This is a genomic window from Bisgaardia hudsonensis, assembly GCF_004345785.1.
In the GTDB taxonomy this organism is placed as follows: Bacteria; Pseudomonadota; Gammaproteobacteria; order Enterobacterales; family Pasteurellaceae; genus Bisgaardia; species Bisgaardia hudsonensis.
Genome location: NZ_SLXI01000003.1, coordinates 122,678 through 144,919, shown reverse-complemented (window position 1 = coordinate 144,919; position 22,242 = coordinate 122,678). Strand labels below are relative to the sequence as shown.

Annotated in this window: 20 protein-coding genes and 2 pseudogenes; 14 read left to right on the top strand and 8 right to left on the bottom strand. The window is 32.8% G+C overall.

Annotated elements, in window-relative coordinates; genetic code table 11:
• Nucleotides 1-43: 43 nt before the first annotated feature.
• Together EV697_RS05440 and EV697_RS05435 are read right to left on the bottom strand one after the other, a co-directional pair.
• Nucleotides 44-889, bottom strand: a complete 846-nt coding sequence (locus EV697_RS05440) for a 23S rRNA (adenine(2030)-N(6))-methyltransferase RlmJ (protein ID WP_132023467.1) — start codon at nucleotides 887-889, stop codon at nucleotides 44-46.
• A 96-nt stretch (nucleotides 890-985) separates the two neighbouring features.
• Nucleotides 986-3,559 carry a penicillin-binding protein 1A gene (locus tag EV697_RS05435; protein WP_132023465.1) on the bottom strand — a complete coding sequence of 858 codons (2,574 nt, stop codon included), beginning with the start codon at nucleotides 3,557-3,559 and terminating at the stop codon, nucleotides 986-988.
• A gap of 128 nt (nucleotides 3,560-3,687) precedes the next feature.
• Between EV697_RS05435 and EV697_RS05430 the strand changes: the two genes are divergently transcribed.
• From EV697_RS05430 to EV697_RS05390, 9 genes are all read left to right on the top strand, one after another.
• Nucleotides 3,688-4,512 (top strand): hypothetical protein, encoded by an 825-nt coding sequence (locus tag EV697_RS05430; RefSeq protein WP_132023463.1) that lies wholly within the window; start codon nucleotides 3,688-3,690, stop codon nucleotides 4,510-4,512.
• Entirely contained in the window at nucleotides 4,502-5,014 is a 513-nt protein-coding gene (locus tag EV697_RS05425; protein WP_132023461.1) for a PilN domain-containing protein, read from the top strand. Before EV697_RS05430 ends, EV697_RS05425 begins: the two co-directional genes overlap by 11 nt.
• Nucleotides 5,011-5,553, top strand: coding sequence for a hypothetical protein (locus EV697_RS05420; protein ID WP_132023459.1), 543 nt, complete (start codon nucleotides 5,011-5,013; stop codon nucleotides 5,551-5,553). Before EV697_RS05425 ends, EV697_RS05420 begins: the two co-directional genes overlap by 4 nt.
• 2 nt (nucleotides 5,554-5,555) lie before the next feature.
• A complete protein-coding gene (locus EV697_RS05415; RefSeq protein WP_132023457.1) occupies nucleotides 5,556-5,954 on the top strand; it encodes a hypothetical protein in 399 nt (132 codons plus the stop codon).
• Between the two features lie 8 nt (nucleotides 5,955-5,962).
• Nucleotides 5,963-7,315, top strand: coding sequence for a type IV pilus secretin PilQ (locus EV697_RS05410; RefSeq protein ID WP_132023455.1), 1,353 nt, complete (start codon nucleotides 5,963-5,965; stop codon nucleotides 7,313-7,315).
• A 205-nt stretch (nucleotides 7,316-7,520) separates the two neighbouring features.
• Nucleotides 7,521-8,048, top strand: a complete 528-nt coding sequence (gene aroK / locus EV697_RS05405; RefSeq protein ID WP_132023453.1) for a shikimate kinase AroK — start codon at nucleotides 7,521-7,523, stop codon at nucleotides 8,046-8,048.
• A gap of 24 nt (nucleotides 8,049-8,072) precedes the next feature.
• Nucleotides 8,073-9,161 (top strand): 3-dehydroquinate synthase, encoded by a 1,089-nt coding sequence (gene aroB / locus EV697_RS05400; protein ID WP_132023451.1) that lies wholly within the window; start codon nucleotides 8,073-8,075, stop codon nucleotides 9,159-9,161.
• Between the two features lie 5 nt (nucleotides 9,162-9,166).
• A complete protein-coding gene (locus tag EV697_RS05395) occupies nucleotides 9,167-10,018 on the top strand; it encodes a Dam family site-specific DNA-(adenine-N6)-methyltransferase (RefSeq protein WP_132023449.1) in 852 nt (283 codons plus the stop codon).
• Between the two features lie 137 nt (nucleotides 10,019-10,155).
• Nucleotides 10,156-11,628: a nicotinate phosphoribosyltransferase gene (locus tag EV697_RS05390; protein WP_132023447.1), complete on the top strand. Its 1,473-nt coding sequence runs from the start codon at nucleotides 10,156-10,158 to the stop codon at nucleotides 11,626-11,628.
• Nucleotides 11,629-11,819: 191 nt separating this feature from the next.
• On the opposite strand, the gene EV697_RS05385 is transcribed toward EV697_RS05390, so the two are convergent.
• The gene (locus EV697_RS05385) at nucleotides 11,820-12,128 is read right to left on the bottom strand and encodes a DciA family protein (RefSeq protein ID WP_132023445.1); all 309 of its coding nucleotides are present in this window, start codon (nucleotides 12,126-12,128) and stop codon (nucleotides 11,820-11,822) included.
• A 133-nt stretch (nucleotides 12,129-12,261) separates the two neighbouring features.
• Between EV697_RS05385 and secM the strand changes: the two genes are divergently transcribed.
• From secM to mutT, 4 genes and pseudogenes are all read left to right on the top strand, one after another.
• Nucleotides 12,262-12,576, top strand: coding sequence for a secA translation cis-regulator SecM (gene secM, locus EV697_RS05380; protein WP_132023443.1), 315 nt, complete (start codon nucleotides 12,262-12,264; stop codon nucleotides 12,574-12,576).
• Between the two features lie 87 nt (nucleotides 12,577-12,663).
• A pseudogene (gene secA / locus EV697_RS05375) lies at nucleotides 12,664-15,199 on the top strand (preprotein translocase subunit SecA); the annotation flags it as partial.
• An 86-nt stretch (nucleotides 15,200-15,285) separates the two neighbouring features.
• Nucleotides 15,286-15,372: pseudogene (locus tag EV697_RS10120) on the top strand (SEC-C metal-binding domain-containing protein); the annotation flags it as partial.
• Nucleotides 15,373-15,428: 56 nt separating this feature from the next.
• Nucleotides 15,429-15,833, top strand: coding sequence for an 8-oxo-dGTP diphosphatase MutT (mutT, locus tag EV697_RS05370; RefSeq protein ID WP_132023439.1), 405 nt, complete (start codon nucleotides 15,429-15,431; stop codon nucleotides 15,831-15,833).
• A gap of 82 nt (nucleotides 15,834-15,915) precedes the next feature.
• Here mutT and EV697_RS05365 read toward each other — a convergent pair whose 3' ends face one another.
• The 5 genes from EV697_RS05365 to EV697_RS05345 form a co-directional block, all read right to left on the bottom strand.
• Entirely contained in the window at nucleotides 15,916-17,019 is a 1,104-nt protein-coding gene (locus EV697_RS05365) for a Gfo/Idh/MocA family protein (RefSeq protein ID WP_132023437.1), read from the bottom strand.
• A 19-nt stretch (nucleotides 17,020-17,038) separates the two neighbouring features.
• Nucleotides 17,039-17,872, bottom strand: a complete 834-nt coding sequence (locus EV697_RS05360) for a carbohydrate ABC transporter permease (protein WP_132023435.1) — start codon at nucleotides 17,870-17,872, stop codon at nucleotides 17,039-17,041.
• A 1-nt stretch (nucleotide 17,873) separates the two neighbouring features.
• Nucleotides 17,874-18,758, bottom strand: a complete 885-nt coding sequence (locus EV697_RS05355; protein WP_132023433.1) for a carbohydrate ABC transporter permease — start codon at nucleotides 18,756-18,758, stop codon at nucleotides 17,874-17,876.
• Between the two features lie 83 nt (nucleotides 18,759-18,841).
• Nucleotides 18,842-20,200, bottom strand: coding sequence for an ABC transporter substrate-binding protein (locus tag EV697_RS05350; RefSeq protein ID WP_132023431.1), 1,359 nt, complete (start codon nucleotides 20,198-20,200; stop codon nucleotides 18,842-18,844).
• Between the two features lie 51 nt (nucleotides 20,201-20,251).
• Complete coding sequence (locus EV697_RS05345) at nucleotides 20,252-21,358, bottom strand: ABC transporter ATP-binding protein (RefSeq protein WP_132023429.1); 1,107 nt, start codon at nucleotides 21,356-21,358, stop codon at nucleotides 20,252-20,254.
• A gap of 184 nt (nucleotides 21,359-21,542) precedes the next feature.
• Here EV697_RS05345 and EV697_RS05340 point away from each other — a divergent pair, with 184 nt between their 5' ends.
• Nucleotides 21,543-22,241, top strand: coding sequence for a FadR/GntR family transcriptional regulator (locus EV697_RS05340; RefSeq protein ID WP_132023427.1), 699 nt, complete (start codon nucleotides 21,543-21,545; stop codon nucleotides 22,239-22,241).
• The last annotated feature ends 1 nt before the right edge of the window (nucleotide 22,242 follow it).

Genomic DNA, 22,242 nt, shown 5'->3' with positions numbered 1-22,242 from the left:
TATATAAGAAAATTGATTTAATTGGTTATTCCTAACTATTCATTTATTCAGGCGTGATCCAATTTATTGACCAGCTTCCAGTGCCTTCAGGAACTAAAGTGCGGGTCAAATAAGGTAAGATTTTTTTCATTTGTGCTTCTAATGTCCAAGGTGGATTAATTACGATCATACCACTTGCCGTCATACCTCGTTGGTCTGAATCAGGACGAATAGCCAATTCAATTTGTAGAATTTTACGAATACCTGTATTTTCTAGGCCTTTTATCATACGTTTTGTATGTTGGCGTAGCACTACTGGATACCAAATAGCATAAATCCCTGTAGCAAAACGTTTATAACCTTCTTCAATTGCTTGAACGACTAATTCGTAATCTTCCTTTAATTCATAAGGTGGATCGATTAAGACTAAGCCTCGGCGTTCTTTGGGAGGCAAGGTGGCTTTTAGTTGTTGAAATCCATTTTCACGCTTAGTGTCCACATTTCTAAATTTTCTAAAATTATTTCTTAAAATAGGGAAGTCTGTTGGGTGCAATTCTGTTAATAAAGCACGATCTTGTGGGCGTAGTAATTCCGCTGCAATAAGTGGAGAACCAGCATAGTAATTAAGATCTTTAGCCCCAGAATTTAATAATTTAATTAATGATATATAGTGAGCAATCTCTTCAGGTAAATCTTCTTGATTCCATAAACGCCCAATACCTTCTTTAAATTCAGCAGTTTTTGTTGATTCATCACTAGATAAGCGATAGCGTCCAACACCAGCGTGAGTATCAAGGTAATAAAACCCTTTTTCTTTTTGTTGTAAATTTTCGATAATAAGCATTAAAACAATATGTTTTAATACATCGGCATGATTGCCTGCATGGAAACTATGGCGGTAGCTAAGCATAAAAAACCTTTTTTAAATTCATATTAAAGACATTGTAAAGAAAAAGGTGTGTTTATGCACGCACCTTATAATTAAACAATTATATATTTTTAAAAATTAGAATAATTCTTGACGTTCACTAGGATTACTCTTTCCTGGAAGGGAGTTATTTTTTTGTAATTCATTAGGAACATAAAAACCTTGATCTTGTGGTACAAAAGTTTTTCTAGGCTCAGTGCCTTTTATAAAATATTCTGTTTTTCCGCCAGAGGAGGCTAATAATCCTGATGAAAAATCAATTTGTTTTTCAATAATATTTTTAGGCTGAGGTAATTTTCTTTCTGGTAATTCAGCTAATATAGCTTTCATATAATTAGTCCAAGCAGGCATTGCCGCTGTAGCTCCTGCCTCTCCTCTTCCTAAGTTAAGTTTATTATCATCAAAACCGATATAAACAGCAGTAGTTAAATTAGCACCAAAACCAGCATACCAGGCTACTTTATTTTTATTTGTGGTACCTGTTTTACCGCCAATATCATTACGTTTGATTTGTTTAGCCATACGCCAGCTAGTACCAACCCAACTAGTTCCTTGCTCACCATAAATTGCTGTGTGCAATGCACTTCGAATTAAAAATGCTAGCTCACCACTAATTACTCGTGGAGCATATTGAGTTTCAGAATCAAATGTTTTGGCGTCTGCCATGATGTCTATTTTATTCTCATCAAGTTTACTATTTTGACTATCTAATTCAGGGTCGTCAATATAATCTTCGGATTCATTATTGCTGGTCTCATTTATGATATTATTTTCTGGATTTTCAATAATTAAATCGATATTTTTAAATCCGTCAAGTTTTTCGGTTTCACCATAGATAACAGGAATATCATCACAAGTTACACAAGCTAATTTTGGATTGGCTATAAATAAGTCTTTTCCATAGCTATCTTGGATTTTATCAATCAAGTAAGGTTCAATTAAAAAACCACCATTATCTAATACCGCATAAGCTCTTGCCATTTCTAGTGGTGTAAATGAAGCCGCACCAAGTGCTAATGCTTCGCTAGCATAGTATTGTTCTCGATCAAAGCCAAAGCGTTGTAAAAAGTCTGCGGTGAAATCAACTCCAGCCATTTGAATTGCTCGAATTGCCACCATATTTTTTGATTGACCTAAGCCTACTCTTAAACGAGTCGGACCATCATAACGATTTGGTGAGTTTTTGGGAGACCAAGTTTTTTGCCCTTGCTTTTTAATGACAATTGGCGAATCTTGGAGAATACTTGATAAGGTAAGTCCTTTTTCTAGTGCTGCAGCATAAATAAAGGGTTTGATTGATGAACCAACTTGCACGAGTGATTGTATCGCACGGTTAAATTTACTTTGTTCAAAGCTAAAGCCGCCAACTAATGCTTGAATAGCGCCATTATCGCTATTTAATGAAACGAGAGCTGAGTTGACGACAGGTATTTGAGCTAATATCCATTCTCCGTCATCTTTTTGTCTTACCCAAATTTGTTCGCCCACTTTAGGTTGCTTTTTCCCAGCCCAGCGTGTTGCTTTATCAGTTAATACTATTGTTTCATTGTTATTTAGTAATATATTCGTAGCATTTTTATCAACAGATATGACCGCAGCAGGAATAAGAGGATAAGCATTAGGTAATTGTTTTAATTTATCAATTATTGATTCTTCATCAAGTGGTTTTTCATTTGCTTTCCATAATATGTCAGCACCTCGATAGCCATGTCGCATATCATAAGCAATAATGTTATCACGAACGGATTTTTGGGCTATTTCTTGGTCTTTAGACAAGATGGTCGTATAGACTTGATAGCCACTAGTATAAGCTTTTTCTTCACCAAAACGTTTAACCATTTCTTGACGAACCATTTCGGTTATATAGTCTGCTCTAAAATCTAATTGAGCACCATGATAACTTGCAATAATAGGTTCTTTTATTGTTGCATCATATTCCTCTTTACTAATGTATTTCATCTCTAGCATTCGTCCAAGTACGACATTACGACGACCTGTTGCACGTTTTAAGGAATATAATGGATTCATCGTAGAAGGTGCTTTAGGTAAACCTGCAATTACGGCAATTTCAGATAAAGTTAGTTGATCAATCTGTTTACCAAAATAAGTTTTTGCAGCAGCTGCTACACCATAGGCACGGTAACCTAAATAAATTTTGTTAAGATAAAGTTCAAGTATCTCATCTTTAGTTAATGTGTTTTCAATTTCAATAGCAAGAATAGCTTCTTTTATTTTTCGAATTAGTTTTTTTTCTGGTGTTAAGAAAAAGTTCCTCGCTAATTGCTGGGTAATGGTACTTGCACCTTGAGAAGCTCCGCCGTTATTAATTGCAACAGAAATTGCTCGGGCAATACCAATAGGATCTAATCCATGATGATCATAAAAACGACTATCTTCAGTAGCAATGATCGCTTGAATGAGTTTTTCAGGAATTTCCGATAGTTTAACTGGAATACGTCGTTGTTCACCAACTTCACCAATTAGCTTACCATCAGCAGTATAAATTTGCATCGGTTGTTGTAATTCAATTGTTTTTAAGGTATCTACATCAGGTAGATCCTTTTTTATTTGAACATAGAAAAATCCCGCAACGAAACAGCCAATTATCGTTAAGGTTAATAGGGTGCTAAATATTAATTTTGCGATCCGCATCGAAAAACGCTCTCTTGTGTAATGAAATAGATAAAAAAATAAGAATACTGATGATGTAAGTATAAAGATTCATATCGAAAATAAAAAGCTAAAAATAATATTTTCATTGTAAATAAAAGGTAAAGGCAATGTTTGAGAGAATAAAAAAATCATATTTTTTAAGACAAGTCGGTGTTTCTATAAAAAATAATATTTTTACTTTTTGTTATTTTAAAGAGGATAAAACGCCTGAATTTTTTAGTATTAAAATGGAAGGAAAAAATGAACTTTTATCTGTTTTGGAAAATACGTTTGGAAGGATGAATAATTTTAATCAATATCAATGGGTTGCTTCTATTTCCCCGCATTATATTTGGCAGAAAAGTATTGTGTTTCCTAATTACATAGAAAAACAAGAACGATTGCAACAAGCATTATTTTTACTTGAAAGTGAGTTACCCGTTGCTCTTGAAGATATATGGTTTGATATTAATGAAAAATTTTTTGTTCAGAGTATTAGAATGGATCTTTTTGCAATTCAACAAGAAAAGGTAAAAAGTTATGTTAATCAATTTCAACCAATAAAAATCACAGTGTTAGATAATAAAATTTATGCCATTAAACGTGCTTTTACATATTTGATTCCCCCTGATATTTTTAGTAATGAATGCTTAGAAAAAAGTATATTTGTTTATCAAGATAGTCAAAGTGTTATTGTTATTGCTGAAACAGCACAACAACTCATTATTTTAGAAAAAATTTCTCAAAAAATAACCGCACTTGTATCTGAATTTTGTCAGCAATATGAGCTATTACCTACTCAAGTTTTTCTTTTTCAAGATGATATTAATCAAGAAGATAGCTATCCTGAAAATTGGTTTATAGTAGAAACTCCTTTACCTTTTATCCCTTTAGGTAATGCACTATGGGCAAAGGATAAAATAGTAAATAAGGGGGGAGTGAATGAGTATTAATTTATTGCCTTGGCGAGAAGCTTTACAAAAAAGAAAATTACTCTTTTTTATATTAAGGTTGGTTATTATCTTGTTAGTTTGCATTATGATTACTTGGTTTAGTTCAGTATTTTATAATCAGAAAAACACGGCTATTTTTCAAAGTAAGCAAAAAATAGAAAAATTAATAATATTGATTAATCAGGCTAAAAAAGATACTGATTATTATCGCAAAAATACACAACAAAAAATGGAGTTATCATCTATTCACCATTCTATATTTAATGCTTTATTTACAATGCTTAATAATCTTCCTTTTCAACAGGGTGAGCTTCAAGAATTACACTTGAATTCAAGTAGTTTGAATTTAAAAGGGTATACCAATTCACAACAAGAATTTGATTTACTTAATGATTTCTTGGAAAAACAAAAAGCCATTAAACATATTAGGTTAGCATATTTTTCAGTCAATAATGAGCAGTTGTCTTTTGAATTAAATTTATTGTTAAAGGACAAACTATGAAAAAAAATCCATCATTATTGTTTTTATCTCACCCTTTGATATTTAAAATGATTAATCTATCACCTAAAAAACAATGGATTTCTCTTATTTTTTTATTGTTCATTATTTTAATATTTTGTGGATTTAATTATTTTTCTTTACATAAAAAACAACTTTTATTAGTTGATGATCTTCAACAATATTCACAGCAATTGGAACACCAGAAGAAAATTACTGCTACTTTACGAAAAAAGAATACATCAAAATTATTAACGCCTGAAATTGGCCGAGCATTAGTACCAATTAATCAATATATTAATAGGATAACAAGTTCTCATATGAGATTAATATTTTCTCAGTGGGAAATGCACGAATCACCTGTATTAAGTTTAAGCTTGCAAGGTTATTTTAATAATTTACATTTATTTTTGACCGCTCTTTTAAAGGAGTTTCCACAGCTACAATTAGGTGATTTAAGTATTTTGAAAGTAAAAAATGATGATGAAGATTTTTCTATTAAAGTCGATATATTACTACTTTTGAATTTAAAGGAAGAATAATTATGTTGCGTATTTATTTTATGTTGTATTTATTAATTTTCGTTGATATGACTTTGGCTGCAGATCCATTTGATAAGAATCAGCGATCATTATCAATTACTGCTCATAGTACGATTGATGTTGATAATGAAAAAATTAATATAAATTGCTCAAAAATTAAAAGGAATATTGCAAAAACAGTGAATTTTAACGATCTTAATCTTATTGGGGTTATTCAATATACAGATTATTTAGAAGCATTATTTATTTCTGAATCGCAAGATATTTTTAATGTAAGAGTAGGTGAAACTATCGGTAAAGAGCTGTTTGTTTTAGACAGTATCACATTAAGTGAAATCCAGTTGCAGATCTGGAAAGGTGATGAATGTGGTAACAAAGAATTATTGATTGTTAAATTGTAGGATAGGCTATGCAAAAAAAGATCATATTTATCATAAAATATAGTGTATTGTTTGGTAGTTTATCCAATTTATTATGGGCGGATAATCAGTTTTCAATTCGATTAAAACAGGCTCCAATGGTTGCAACACTGCAACAGCTTGCGTTACAACAGAATATTAATCTTATTATTGATGATAATTTATCTGGTAGTCTTTCATTACAATTACAAAAAACAAATTTGGATAAGTTTTTAAGATCAGTTGCAAAAAGTAAACGCTTAGAGTTATTGAAAGAAGATAATATTTATTATTTGACTGAGAAAATTTATGAACCTTTGCGCCCAACTCAAGAGAGCTTGGGGAAGAGTATAATACTTTCTGAACCAGAACTTATTCAATCTAGTGTTAAGTTACATTATGCAAAAGCATCGGAAGTGATAAAGTCGCTGACAACGGGAACTGGTTCGTTATTGTCCTCTGAAGGAAGTATTAGTTTTGATGATAGAACAAATACATTATTGATAAAAGATAGTAAGCAATCAATAAAGCAGTTTAAAAAATTAGTAGAAGATTTGGATCAACCTATTCAGCAAGTTGCTATTGAAGCAAGAATCGTAACGATGACAGATCAAAGTTTAAGAGAACTTGGGGTCAGATGGGGGATTTTGGATTCATCAGCAAATAACCATGCTATCACAGGACGTTTAGAATCTACTGGGATTACAAATTTAAAGGATCAATTAAATATTAATTTTGCTACCACAACTAATCCAGCAGGCGCTCTAGCCTTACAAATTGCTAAAATTAATGGGCGTTTACTTGATTTAGAACTTACTGCACTTGAGCAGGAAAATGCTGTTGAAATTATTGCTAGTCCAAGATTAATTACGACCAATAAACAAAGTGCGAGTATTAAGCAAGGAACGGAGTTACCCTATGTTTCTGTGAATGAAAAAAGTGGTTCACAATCAATTGAGTTTAGGGAAGCGGTATTAGGTTTAGATGTTACGCCACATATTTCTAAAAATAATACTATATTACTTGATCTTGTTATTAGCCAGAATGCACCAGGTAATAGTATTACTTATGGATTAGGTGAAGTGGTTTCTATTGATAAGCAGGAAATTAATACACAAGTTTTAGCGGAAAACGGTGAAACTATTGTATTAGGTGGGGTATTTCACGATACGATAACAAAAGGAAAAGATAAGGTTCCTGTACTTGGTGATATTCTAGTGATTGAGCATCTTTTTAGTAAACAAAATGAACAACATCAAAAAAGAGAGTTGGTCATTTTTGTAACACCAAGAATTGTAAAGAAAAATACGTTAATTAAACAAGGGCAAATTGTTCAGAAAGTATCTAATATTTTGAAAAAATAGTGATAATTCGTTATAGATATCATTTATATTCATTATTTTGTTATAAATATAAAAATTAATTAGTCTTTGAGGTTGAAAAGGAATACAGTTTATTGCGATAATTAGATTTATTTTTGGGTGATCTTTACAACCACGTTATGTTCGAACTGTGGTTGTTTGTTCTTTTATGGATCAAATTTTAAATTTTTAATGAAGAAAAAAACTAATGGCAGAGAAACGTAATATATTTTTAGTGGGACCTATGGGGGCTGGTAAAAGTACTATTGGTCGTCAGTTAGCTCAAATTTTAGGTATGGAATTTATTGATTCAGATGCTGAAATTGAAAGACGATCAGGTGCTGATATAAGCTGGATTTTTGATGTAGAGGGAGAAGAAGGATTTCGTAAGCGTGAAGAGCGTATTATTAATGAATTAACCCAAGGTCAAGGGATAGTACTCTCTACTGGCGGTGGTGCTGTTGTATCAAAAGATAACCGTAATTATTTATCCGCTCGTGGTATTGTTATTTATTTAGAAACAACCGTTGAAAAGCAATATCAACGTACGCAACGTGATAAAAAACGTCCTTTATTACAAGGTGTTGATGATGTTCGTCAGGTTTTGGAAGATCTTGCAAAGGTACGTAATCCACTTTATGAAGAGATTGCGGATATTGTGCTATCAACAGATGAGCAAAGTGCTAAAGTAATGGCGACACAAATAGCAGACTTGATCGATAATTTTAATAATTAAGTACTATTTAAGTAGGGATACAAAATGTATTGTGTAAAAGTAGAATTAAAAGAACGTAGTTATCCTATTTATATTGGTGAAGGATTATTGTCTGATCCGAGCGTTTTTCCATTGAAAAAATTGGATAAAGTGATGATCGTGACTAATTCTACTGTCGCAGAGTATTATCTCAAGTTATTAACGGATACTTTTGTCAAAATTGGTTGCCAAGTTGAGTACGTATTATTACCTGATGGTGAGCAATATAAAACCCTAGAATCATTAAATCTTATTTTTACCGCACTTTTAAAATCTAATCATGGTAGAGATACGACTATTGTAGCATTAGGTGGTGGTGTGATAGGCGATGTGGCTGGCTATGCTGCCGCAAGTTATCAGCGAGGTGTGCGTTTTATCCAAGTACCTACTACTTTGTTATCTCAAGTAGATTCCTCTGTTGGTGGAAAAACAGCGGTAAATCATGAATTAGGTAAAAATATGATTGGTGCTTTTTATCAGCCAACAACCGTTGTGGTTGATACTCTTACGTTAAAGACATTACCGAAAAGAGAAGTAAATGCTGGACTTGCGGAAGTTATCAAATATGGGGCCATTTTAGACCATTCATTTTTTGAATGGTTGGAAACACATATTGATGATTTAGTTGCTTTAGATTTGCAGACATTACAGCATTGTATTGGTCATTGTTGTCAAATCAAAGCAGATGTTGTCAATCGTGATGAAACAGAAAAAGGCGATAGAGCATTACTTAATTTAGGTCATACATTTGGTCATGCTATTGAAGCTCATTTAGGCTATGGGCAATGGTTACACGGCGAGGCGATTGCCGTAGGTATGATGATGGCAGCGGTTTTGTCTGAAAAACTTGGGCATTTAAGTTTTAATGATGTTGCTCGATTAGAGCGATTATTGGCAAAGGCTAATCTACCAACGGTATCACCTGATGGAATGACACCTGATGATTATTTACCGCATATGATGCGAGATAAAAAAGTATTGGCAGGCAAGTTACGCCTTGTTTTGTTACAATCTTTAGGTCAAGCATATATTGCAGATAATACTGATCGTCAATTAGTGATAGATGCAATTAATCACTGTTCTCAATTTGATTAATTTGAATGTCAGATACTACAAATGTGAATCTATCTTCTTTGAAATCTCGCCCATTCTTGAAATGGGCGGGTGGAAAGTATCGTTTAACAGAAGAAATTAATAAAGTTTTACCAAAAAGAAAAAAATGCCTTATTGAGCCATTTGTAGGAGCGGGTTCAGTTTTTCTAAATAGTCAGTTTGAACGCTATATTTTGCTTGATATTAATCCTGATCTCATTAATTTGTTTAATATTGTAAAACAAGATGTGGAATATTATATTCAAGAAAGCAAAAAGATCTTTTTTCATCCTCAAGCAAATACACCGATATTTTATTATCAAATTCGCCAGCAATTTAATGAGACAAAAGATAATTTTCAACGCTCTATTTTTTTCCTATATTTAAATCGTTTTGGATTTAATGGATTATGTCGCTACAATTCCAAATGTGAATTTAACGTTCCTTTTGGGCGTTATAAGACCCATTATTTTCCAGAAAAAGAACTACGTTACTTTTCTCAAAAAGCAAAAAGTGCGGTATTTATTTGTGCAGATTTTCAAGAAGCCTTTAAATTAGCAGATAAAGATACTGTTATTTATTGTGATCCGCCTTATGCACCTCTTTTGCAAGATACGAATTTTACTGGCTATGCTGGAAATGAATTTGGTTTAATACACCAACAACGTTTGGCTGAATTAGCGAAACAGGTTGTACTTGAGAAACAAGTTCCAGTTATCATATCTAATCATGATACTCATTTTACAAGAACTATTTATCAAGGTGCTAAAATCAAACGTATCCGAGTGCAAAGATTCATCAGTCAATCCTCTATTAAGCGTGTCAAAGTGAATGAATTAATTGCTATTTTTAAGCCTTAAAGAAATTTAAGAGCGTTAATGCTACAAAATAATTAGATTGTAATTTTATTTGAGATAATAAAGTAAAATATACATTACTTTTATATTGTGTTTTGTTATAATTCTGTTGAATTTAGTCTAATTGAGATTTTATATTAATGTTTAATTTACAACATTCTACAGCCATTCCTACCTTAATGTGTGATTTTTATAAAGTATCACACCGTGAGCAATATCCAGAAGGTTCGCAAGTTATTTATAGTACGTTTACACCACGTAGTAACAAACGTGCTCCACACTTGGATAGAGCGGTATCTTTTGGTTTTCAAGCATTTATCAAAAAATACCTTATACATTATTTTAATCAAAATTTCTTTTCTCGCCCTTTAGATGAAGTTTTACAGGAATATTCAGCGTTCATTAAGCGTACATTAGGTACGGAAGATGGTGGGAAACATATTGCGGAACTGCATAAATTGGGTTATTTACCGATTAAAATTAAAACTATTCCTGAGGGAAAATCGGTAGCAATTAAAGTTCCTATGCTGACTATTGAAAATACGCATAATGACTTCTTTTGGTTGACTAATTACTTAGAAACCTTGATTAATATGTCTTTATGGCAACCTATTGTATCAGCAAGTGTTGCGAGAGTTTATCGTAAGACATTAATGAGTTTTGCAGAAAAAACTTGTGATAATCAAGAGCATATACCTTTTCAAGCCCATGATTTTTCAATGCGAGGTATGAGTTCTTTAGAAACAGCGGAAACATCAGGTGCTGGGCATTTAACTGCTTTTTTAGGTACGGATACGATACCTGCTATTTCTTTTATTGAAGGCTATTATGGTTCTAAAAATTTAATTGGCACGTCAATTCCAGCAACAGAACATTCTGTGATGAGTGCTCACGGTATTGATGAGTTACCGACTTTTCGTTATTTAATGAAAAAATACCCAAATTCTATGTTGTCTATCGTTTCAGATACTACGGATTTCTGGCATAACATAACGGTTAATTTACCTATTTTAAGAGATGAGATTATGGCTCGTCCAGATCACGCAAAAATCATTATTCGTCCTGATAGTGGCGATAGCTATAAGATTATTTGCGGTGATAAGGACGCTAAAACTGAACATGAACAAAAAGGTTTAATTGAATGTTTGTGGGATACTTTTGGTGGTACAGTTAATCGTAAAGGGTATAAAGTTCTTGATTGCCATATTGGTGCTATTTATGGCGATGGTGTTAATTATGAAAAAATGACAAGGATTTTAGAGGGCTTAACGGAAAAAGGATTTGCATCAAGTAATCTTGTTTTTGGCGTTGGGTCATTAACTTATCAAAATCATACTCGAGATACTTTAGGTTTTGCCGTTAAAGCAACCTCAATTATTATCAACAATGAAGAAAAGGCGATTTTTAAAAATCCTAAAACTGATGATGGTTTAAAAAAATCTCAAAAAGGTCGGGTAAAAGTTCTTTCTCTTGATCACTATATTGATGGATTATCAACAAAAGATGATTTCTCTGATGATGTATTAGAAACTATTTTTGAAAATGGAAAATTATTAAAAGAGATTAACTTTGATTCAGTGAGAGAAAATATGTTATCAGAATTGAATGGATAATTATTTTAGATCTTAAAACTATTAGCACTTTAATTTTTTAAAGTGCTTTTTTGTTTTTAATAATCTTGTATTAAAACTATGACTTAATGTAGCAATGATAGGCGCGTAAGGTTTTTAATTAGATAATTGGTAAATTGTTACTAAGAAAATATCGTGCTTTTAATTATTTTGTATATTAAGAAATTGTATTTTTAAAAAGAATTTAATTCAGGATTAATACTAAATTTAATTTCTTTAATTTCAGGATATTCTTTATTTATCAATTCAAGTAGTTTTTTTTGATTAAATAAAAAGGCCTGTCGCACCATTGCATTGGCGACTTCAAAAAGAATATTATGTTGCTCTATCTCTAGCACACGATAATATCCTTTAAATTCTTTAGGGAAAAGGAATTGAATTTTTTCATTTAGCTCATTTATAAAAGCACTTTTCTTGATAATTTGCGAAAAGGTTGTTTTTTCTATAATTTGATTAATATTTTTAGGTTTACTGTAACGCATAGGCTTGTTTTCTTTTGTTTTAACCCAATATCTCTTAAAAGTACAACATTATAATAGTTATGACATTGTAACTAATTTCCGTTACAATAGTTATAACTTTTGTCTCACTTATAAAAGATTTTAGATTTAGACGATGATACATACAAAAACTAAGCCGCATTTTTGGCCGCAATTATTCTTAAGTTTAATTGCGATTTTTGCGTTGCCTACCGTATCAAGCTTAGAAAATCAGTCAGTAAATCATAATAATTTATCTAATGAACAGCGTCAGACAGTATCTTATACTGCTGGTATTGCAATATTGGTTAAGCAAGTTCAAAATCAAAAACTTCAACCAAACCATTCTGTCGTTATTACTAAAATTCTTCATAAAATTGAACCGCACTTTTTTAGCGTTCCTTTTTTTAGGAACACGCCTATTCGAGCTGGACCTTATTTTACGGCTTAAATTTATTATTTCGTTCCTTGTTTCTGCAAACTCGCTATAAAGCGTTTGTGGATATTTATTAAAATTTATATTTGAAAAGAAAAAATTATGTTAAGAACAGTAGCTACAAAAATTTTTGGTAGTCGTAACGATAGAATCTTACGTCGCCTAAACAAAAAAGTTAATATTATCAATAAACTAGAAAAAGAGTTTGAAGCCTTAAGTGATGATGAATTAAAAGCTAAAACAGCAGAGTTTCGTGAGCGATTAAAGAGTGGTGAAAAATTAGAAAATTTAATCCCAGAAGCATTTGCGACAGTAAGAGAAGCAAGTAAACGTGTTTTAGGAATGCGTCCATTTGATGTGCAATTAGTTGGTGGAATGATCCTTAATGATCGTTGTATTGCTGAAATGCGTACAGGGGAAGGTAAAACATTAACTGCAACCTTACCTTGTTATTTAAATGCTTTACCTGGTAGAGGGGTTCATGTTGTCACAGTAAATGATTATCTAGCTCGCCGTGATGCAGAAACTAATCGCCCTTTATTTGAGTTTTTAGGAATGACCGTTGGTGTCAATATTCCCGGTTTACCGCCAGCTGAAAAACGTGCCGCTTATGCCGCGGATATTACTTATGCCACAAATAGTGAACTAGGTTTTGATTATTTGCGTGATAATTTGGCTCACTCTCCTGAAGATCGTTTTCAAAAAGATTTATATTATGCGTTAGTCGATGAAGTGGACTCAATTTTAATTGATGAGGCTCGTACTCCATTGATTATTTCTGGGCAAGCAGAAGATAGTTCAGAGCTTTATATTGCAGTGGATAAACTGATTCCAAATCTGATTAAACAAGAAAAAGAAGATACGGAAGAATACATCGGTGATGGCGATTACACTTTGGATCTAAAATCAAAACAAGCTTATTTAACTGAACGTGGACAAGAAAAAACAGAACAATGGTTAATTGAGCAAGGTTTAATGAATGAGGGAGAATCATTATATTCACCAAGTCGTATTACCTTGTTACATCATGTTTATGCGGCATTACGTGCAAATACATTATTTGAACGTGATGTTGATTATATTGTTAAAGATGGTGAGATTGTTATTGTTGATGAACATACTGGTCGTACAATGGCTGGTCGCCGTTGGTCTGATGGATTACATCAAGCTATTGAAGCAAAAGAGGGAGTGAAGATTCAATCAGAAAATCAAACGGTAGCCTCCATTACTTACCAAAATTATTTCCGTTTATATGAAAAATTAGCGGGTATGACGGGGACTGCTGATACCGAAGCCTTTGAGTTTCAACAGATTTATGGTTTAGAAACAGTAGTAGTTCCAACTAATCGTCCGATGATCCGTGATGATCGTACGGACGTAATGTTTGAAAATGAACAATATAAATTTGATGCGATTATTGAAGATATTAAAGACTGTGTTGCTCGTCAGCAACCTGTGCTTGTTGGGACGGTTTCTATTGAAAAATCAGAATTGTTATCTAATGCACTGAAAAAAGCTGGAATAAAACATAATGTGTTAAATGCAAAATTCCATGCTCAAGAAGCAGAGATTGTTGCGAACGCTGGGGCTCCAAGTGCAGTGACTATTGCAACCAATATGGCTGGTCGTGGTACCGATATTGTATTGGGTGGAAACTGGAAAGCAGAAATTGAAAAATTAGATAAGCCAACTGAAGCACAGATTGAAGAAATTAAAGCCGCTTGGCAAAAACGCCATGATATTGTAAAAGAAGCGGGTGGTTTACATATTATTGGTACAGAACGCCATGAATCACGCCGTATTGATAATCAGCTTCGTGGGCGTTCTGGACGTCAAGGCGACCCAGGTTCATCTCGTTTTTATCTTTCTTTAGATGATGCGTTAATGCGTATTTATTTAAATGAAAGTAAACTCAATTTAATGCGAAAAGCCTTTACTACACCAGGCGAAGCGATGGAATCTAAAATGCTGACTAAAGTTATCGCTTCAGCTCAAGCAAAAGTAGAAGCACATAACTTTGATGGTCGTAAAAACCTACTTGAATTTGATGATGTAGCTAATGATCAACGTCATGCTATTTATGAACAGCGTAATACATTATTAGATAATGAAAGTATTTCAGAAACGATTGATGTAATCCGTGCAGACGTATTTAATACGGTAATTGATCAATATATTCCACCGCAATCTTTAGAAGAAATGTGGGATATTCCAGCATTAGAGCAGCGTCTGAAACAAGATTTTCTGCTTGATTTACCATTACAACAATGGATTGATGAAGATAATACTTTACATGAAGAGCGTTTACGTGAACGTATTCTTGAAGAAGCGGTTTCTCAATATAAGCGTAAAGAAGAACTTGTTGGCGAAGAAACAATGCGTCGTTTTGAAAAGGGTGTGATGTTACAAGCCTTAGATGAGCTATGGAAAGAACATCTTTCAGCTATGGATCACCTACGTCGTGGTATTCATTTACGAGGCTATGCACAAAAAGATCCTAAGCAAGAATATAAAAAAGAATCTTTCCAAATGTTTACTGATATGTTGGAGTCATTAAAATTATTAGTGATTACAACTTTAAGTCGTGTACAAATTCGCACTCAAGAAGAAATCGCAGAAGCAGAGCGTATGCGTCAAGTTGCTCAACAACAAGAAAATAATGGAATGGTTTATCAAGGGGGAGCAACAGATACTACCGAAAATGCTGAATACGACTATTCTGATCGAAAAATAGGTCGTAATGAGCCTTGTCCTTGTGGTTCAGGTAAGAAATATAAACATTGTCATGGCAATAAAGCTAAGCGTGTTTAATGATTAAGAGAAAGCGGATAATTTCCGCTTTTTTTCGTTTTTTGTAAGGATATAAAATGATAAAGCCAATAGTAAAGGTTTCAGCTGGCATTATTCGAGATGAGTTTGGGCAGATTTATCTAACACAACGTTTAGAAGGGCAAGACTTTGCTCAATCTTTGGAATTTCCCGGGGGTAAAGTTGAAGAAGGTGAAACGCCAAAACAAGCATTAATAAGAGAGCTTGAAGAAGAAATTGATATTCAAGTATTAAGTGCGGTGCTTTTTGAGGAATTTTCTTTTGAATACCCAACAAAGATTATTCATTTTTATTTTTACCTTGTTGAACAATGGTTCGGTACACCTTTTGGGCGAGAAGGACAAGAGGGGGAATGGATTGCACAATCTGAATTAGATGCTGGACAATTTCCACCAGCGAATAAACGAGTGATAGATCGATTGTTACTTGAAGTTAATAATTGAATGATAATAATCTGCATCTTAATAAATAAAATTAGTTTATTTTTAAGATGCAGATTAATTTTGTACTTTAAACAATATATTTTTAGCCAGTAATTTCTGTTATTTTAACTTTTCTATTTTCATATCTTGATTTTGTACAAGCATCAGCTGTTGCTATTGCTGCACGAGCAGCTTCGCCAGTAAGTAGTTTTTTAAATTCCTCGGTTGCTGGCATTCCATGTAGAATATCATTGAGGTATTTCATTTCTTTACGCATAACAGAACTTAACCACATTGGTGTGCGTTTTCCAGGTTTACCATATTGAATTGCACCATCCATTTCTGTGCTAGTGTAAATTCTTGTACGATCATCATCTTCTTCTTTGCTTTCGTGAATAAGAAAATAAGTATCTTTACCATCAACACGCAATGTGCCTTTGCAATGGTACATATCTAACTTGATTGCCCCTTTTTCACCTTGTATCAAAACATAATGTTCTCCCCAACGGAATGCAGATCCCCATTCAAGAATAGCAAAGCGATTGTCATCAAACTCAAGGTTTAAAAATAGCATATCATCTTCATCACCAAATTTTTCACCCTGATGTGCAACATTACCAGCTGTCATTGTGGCTGTTTTAGGAATATCGCCCATAATAAATTGAATACAATCTAATTCGTGAATATGATGATATAAATGACCGCCAGATTTTTCACGTATTTTTTTCCAAGAAATTGTAGGTTGTTCATCCTCCCAGCCATTACGAGCAGAATGACAATAAAGCACTTTACCTATAACACCTTGTTTGATCAGTTCTTTTGCATGATGAACACCATTAAAAAAGTTCATTATGTGACCAGCCATAAAGATAACATTATTTTCTTCACAAGTACGAACCATTTCATCACAATCTGCATAGCTTAATGCTATTGGTTTTTCACAAAAAACATGTTTTCCATTTTTAGCGGCTTCAATAACAGGTTCTTTATGTAGATAATTAGGTGTAGCTACAATAACGCAATCTACTTCGGGGCTACTGACTAGCTCTTTTAAGCTTTTAGCGGCAATGCATTCTAATTCTTTAGCTATGTCTTCTCCATTTTCAGGATCATATACCATAGTAACTTTTGCATCGTTATTTTCGTTCATAAAGCGAGCTAAATCAGCACCAAAATAGCCAACGCCTACAACACCATATTTAATCATTTTTATTCTCCTAATAATATTATTTTACTGACCCCTCAGATAATCCTGCTGCAATCTTATTTTGTATAAAGCAGAAGAATATTACTGATGGAATTACAACTAAAACAGAGGCTGCCATCATATCTCCCCAGTCAAGAATTTCGGCTCCATTGAGAGAGCGTAATGCTACAGCTACGGTCATTTTACTTGTGTCATTCACTAAGATAAGCGCATATAAGAATTCATTCCAAGCATTAATAAACGTATAGATAGCGGTAGCTACAATACCTGGTGATACAAGCGGTAAGACAATTTTAAAAAATACGGTAAATTTATTTGCACCATCAATTTTTGCAGCTTCTTCAATTTCAACAGGAACGGTTTTGAAAAATCCAACAAGCAACCAAACGGCATAAGGCACACTGAATGAGAGATATACAACAATCAATCCAGTTGTGGTATTTGTTAACCCTACTTTTGCCATTGCAATAGAGTAAGGAATAGCTAATAGAATTGGTGGAAAAATATATGTAGTAACCAATAACTTAGACATAATTGATCCTAATTTAGGAAAAAATCTTACTATTCCATAAGCAGCCATTGAGGAAATAGCGATTGCTATTGTCGTTGTTATCAGTGATATGAATAAGCTATTTTTAATATTTACAATAAAGTTTAAATCATAAATAACATGTTCAAAATAATCTAAAGTAAATGATTTTGGAAAAAAACGAGTAGGTTCACTAGTTAATTCTCCTTTACCTTTTATTGATGATATAAAAATCCATACTAAAGGAAAAATAGCAATAATAGTGGTTGTTATTAGAAAAATATGAGAAATAATATCCCCTAATATACTAGATTTCTTTTTCATTTTATTTTTCCTCTTTTTCCCAACGGTTAATAACTTTAAAATAGACGAAGCACACAGAGAGTAAGAACATAAATAGGAGAACAGTAACGGCTGATGAACGTCCTAATAGTTTACTTCCCCATCCCATATCATAAGCAAAGATAGGTAGAGTCATTGTCGCGTTAGCAGGGCCGCCCCCAGTGATAAGATAAATAATATCGAAGTTATTAAATACCCAAACTGTTCTTAATACTACTAATAAACCGATAACTAATTTTATGTGAGGTAATGTAATATAGCGGAAGACTTGCCAGGCATTTGCACCATCAATTTTTGCTGCTTCATATTGATCTAAAGGTACTGTTTGTAATGCAGATAATACATTCACCATAATCATTGGTGCACCAAACCAGATATTAATGAAAACTAAACAAACAAATGCCCAAGTACGATCTGATAAAAAATTGGGTGCTAAGTCCATAAAGCCTAACTGCACTAAAATATTCGGTAAATATCCATACACACCATTCAAAATCCATTGCCAAGAGAATGCAATTACGATAGTTGGAAAAGCCCAAGGGATAATGAGTAGGATTTTATATAGCCATGTAAAGTGTTTTACCCTATTTAGTGCTAAAGCAAGTAAAAAACCAACTAATACTTGTCCAACAAGTGAAAATACTGTCCACTTTAATGAGTTAACAAATGATAGCCAAAAATTTGGATCTGACAGTACCGCTTGATAATTTGCAAATCCAACAAAGCTATAATGAGGCATAATTAAGTTTTTATTTGTAAAACTATAAAAAATACTAGATAAGAATGGGTAAACAAACAGAACAGATACAACCAACATCGCTGGCAATACAAATATCCATCTCGTATAGTTATTTTGTTTGTAATACATAAGGACAGCTCCTTACAGAATCAATTAGAATAGTCTTTAAATTCTCCCTAATACCTACTAAGAAATATTAGGGAGGTATATTTTTATTTCGTTACAATAATTTCAAATAAATTATTTAGTTCTTTTTCTGCTTTTTGTGCAGCCACCATTGGATCGGTGCCATTGACGATAATATCTTGGAACATTTTTTCAATAATATGTTGGTTAGTTAGAATACCTGCTTGTAAGTTAGGTCCATGTTCATAACCTATTGCAGAACCTCGCACTAGTGCATCAGATATTACAGATTCGGCATGTTGGAATTGTGCAATGATAGGATTATTTTTATAAGATTCTTCGTTTGAGATACCTTGAATAGCTGGCAGCATACCAACAGGTACCGCTTTTAAGAATTCAATATATCTATCTTTTTCATATAGCGTTTTCATGAATGCTTTAGCTATATCAGGATGTTTAGAGTTTTTCCATACTACTAATGGAATATTCGCTGTTTCTAAAGCTGGGGTAGGATCATTCTCATTCATTTTCGGAATAGGATAAGCATCAACAAACTCTAATAATTGAGGTGAATTAGCTTTTACACCACCGATTTGAAAGCCTGAATTAAAGTCAAATGCAGTTTTTCCTTGGTAATATAACGTTGCTTGTTGTAACACATTATAATTTACAGAATCTTTAGGTGAGGTATCTTTATACATTTTCACCCAGTATTTAATACCATCTTGTACAAGTGGGCTAGTAAGATCTGCTTTTAAATCTTTAGTTAGTAAGCTACCACCTCCGCTACGAACATATAGGTTTAAGAAACGAGTAGCCATAAAATCATTACTTCCCATAGGGACTGAAAGTCCATAAACGCCATTTTGGGTTAATGTTTTAGCGGTTTCATAAAGTTCATTCCATGTTTTAGGAACAGATAGGTTATATTTTTGCAATAAATCTTTACGTACCCACATTACTTGTGCGTGTGAATAGAGAGGGATTGAATAATTTTTTCCATTTACTGTCCCTTCATCAATGGAAGCTTTGGCAAATTTATCTCGACCAATACTATCAATTAAGTCACCAAGTGGTTGTAGTGCACCAAAGTTAATCATTTCTACAACGTGATTTGGTAATGCAGTACTTAAATCTGGGACATTTCCTGAGGATAAGCCTGTCGTCCATTTTGTATAAAAGTCATTCCAAGAAAATGTTTCAATTTTAATATTAACTTTAGGATTTTTTTCTTCAAATTCCTTTGCGGCTTGTTTAATTACTTCTAAACGAGGACCTTGAGTAAAAGAGTGCCAAAAAGTAATATTTCCTACTAATTCTTGTCCTTCTTTTGGCATACCAGAATTTATTTCTACTACTTTATTTTCATCATTACAGCCAGTTAATAAAGAAGAGCAAGCAAGGGTTACTGGTAATAAAACAGAAAAAAATTTTTTTAATTTCATAGTAGTAATCTCCTATTTTTTCTATTGGTGAGTAAGCGTTCAATGGTTCAGCTAAAGTTGTAATAGTGATTTTTCAGTTTTAGGATCAAAAAAGTGAGCATATCTCATATCAAATGCTAAATTCAGTTCTTGCTCCATTTTGATATTTTGTCTTGAGTGAACAATGGCTCGAATTTCTTGACCATCAATATCGGTATGTAAAATATATTCAGCACCTAATAGTTCAGCAACATTGATGTAAGCTTTGATAATCGAATGTTGATATATTCCTAGTAACATTGGATCGTTAGAAATATTTTCTGGTCTAATGCCTAAAATAATTTCTTTTTGATCAAAATTCTTTTCTTTGATTAGTTCATAATATTGTTCAGGAATCGTTAATTCTGTTCCTTTAGACGTGATAAATTTACCATTATTGATTTTTCCATGAATAAAGTTCATTGTTGGAGCACCAATAAAGCCTGCAACAAATAAATTATTTGGAGCATTATAAATTTCTTTTGGTGTTCCGATTTGTTGTATTACACCTGATTTCATTACAACAATACGATCTGCCATAGTCATTGCTTCTGTTTGATCATGCGTTACATAAATAGTTGTTGCATTCAGTTTCTTATGAATACGAATAATCTCAGCTCGCATATTGGCACGCAATTTTGCATCTAAGTTAGAGAGTGGCTCGTCCATAAGAAATACTTTTGGTGAGCGAACAATGGTGCGTCCAAGTGCTACGCGTTGTCTTTGCCCACCAGATAGTGCTTTAGGTTTTCGATTGAGTAGTGTGTCTAAGCCAAGAATTTTTGCGGCTTCTTTTACCTTTTGATCAATTTCTTCTTTTGGATATTTACGCAGTTTTAATGCAAAAGCCATATTGTCATAAACGCTCATATGTGGATATAAAGCATAAGATTGAAATACCATTGCAATATCTCTATCTTTGGCTTCAATATCATTTACAAGTCGGTCGTCAATATAAAATTCACCACTAGAAATATCTTCTAATCCAGCAATCATACGGAGTAATGTTGATTTTCCACAACCAGAGGGTCCCACTAATGCAATAAATTCTTTATCTTTAACTTTTAAATTGAAATCTTGCACTGCTTTAAAACCATTGTTATAACGTTTATTAATATTATTAAGTAATAACGTTGCCATATGTATCCACCTTAAAGTAATATATAGAAATATAGTTTATTCGTAGATTTGAAGTAACAGATATAAAACTTAAAACTATTTTATTAATAAGCTGGTAATAGTTTAACTTTATAACGTCATCAGACGTATGATGTCTTATGTTTATCTTTGTGTAAAGAGATCTGGATCACAAAATGAGAAAATTATGGAGAAATTAACAAAAAAAGAAGCCTCTCTTGCCCTTCAAGAGAAGATTAAAGATTTGATCATTAGTCGAAAAATGAAACCTGGTGATTTAATGCCCACTGAAAGTGAATTAATTGATTTACTTGGGGTTGGGCGTTCTAGTCTTCGAGAAAGTATAAAATCATTAGAGGCATTGCATATTCTAGATATTCATCATGGTATTGGAACCTTTGTAGGAACATCTTCATTAGTGCCAATGATTAGAGGTTTAACTTTTTATGCTCAGCTACATTTACAAGATAGTTTAAAGCCTATTTTAGATATTCTTGATGTTAGGGAAATATTACAGTATGGATTTGCCCCTATTGCCGTGCAGAAAATTAGTATTGACGAGGTTAAAGAGCTACAACGCTTGGTTCGTCTTATGGAGAAAAAAGCTTCTGAAGGTCTATTTTCTATTCAGGAAGAATATGAGATTCACTTATTAATGTATCAACCGGTGGAAAACCATTTATTATCTCAATATTTAGATGCTTTTTTTCAGATTTACCAAAAGCTTGATTCTGAGTTACCCAAAATTCAAGTTTCACCAACTATGCTTGCGATGCAATATAGGGAGTTAGTTGATGCTGTTGAAGAAAAAAATCTTGAACGAGTACAAAGGGCTATTTTGTATTATTTTCAGACAATAAGACAAAGTTTAACAAAAGGAAAATAAG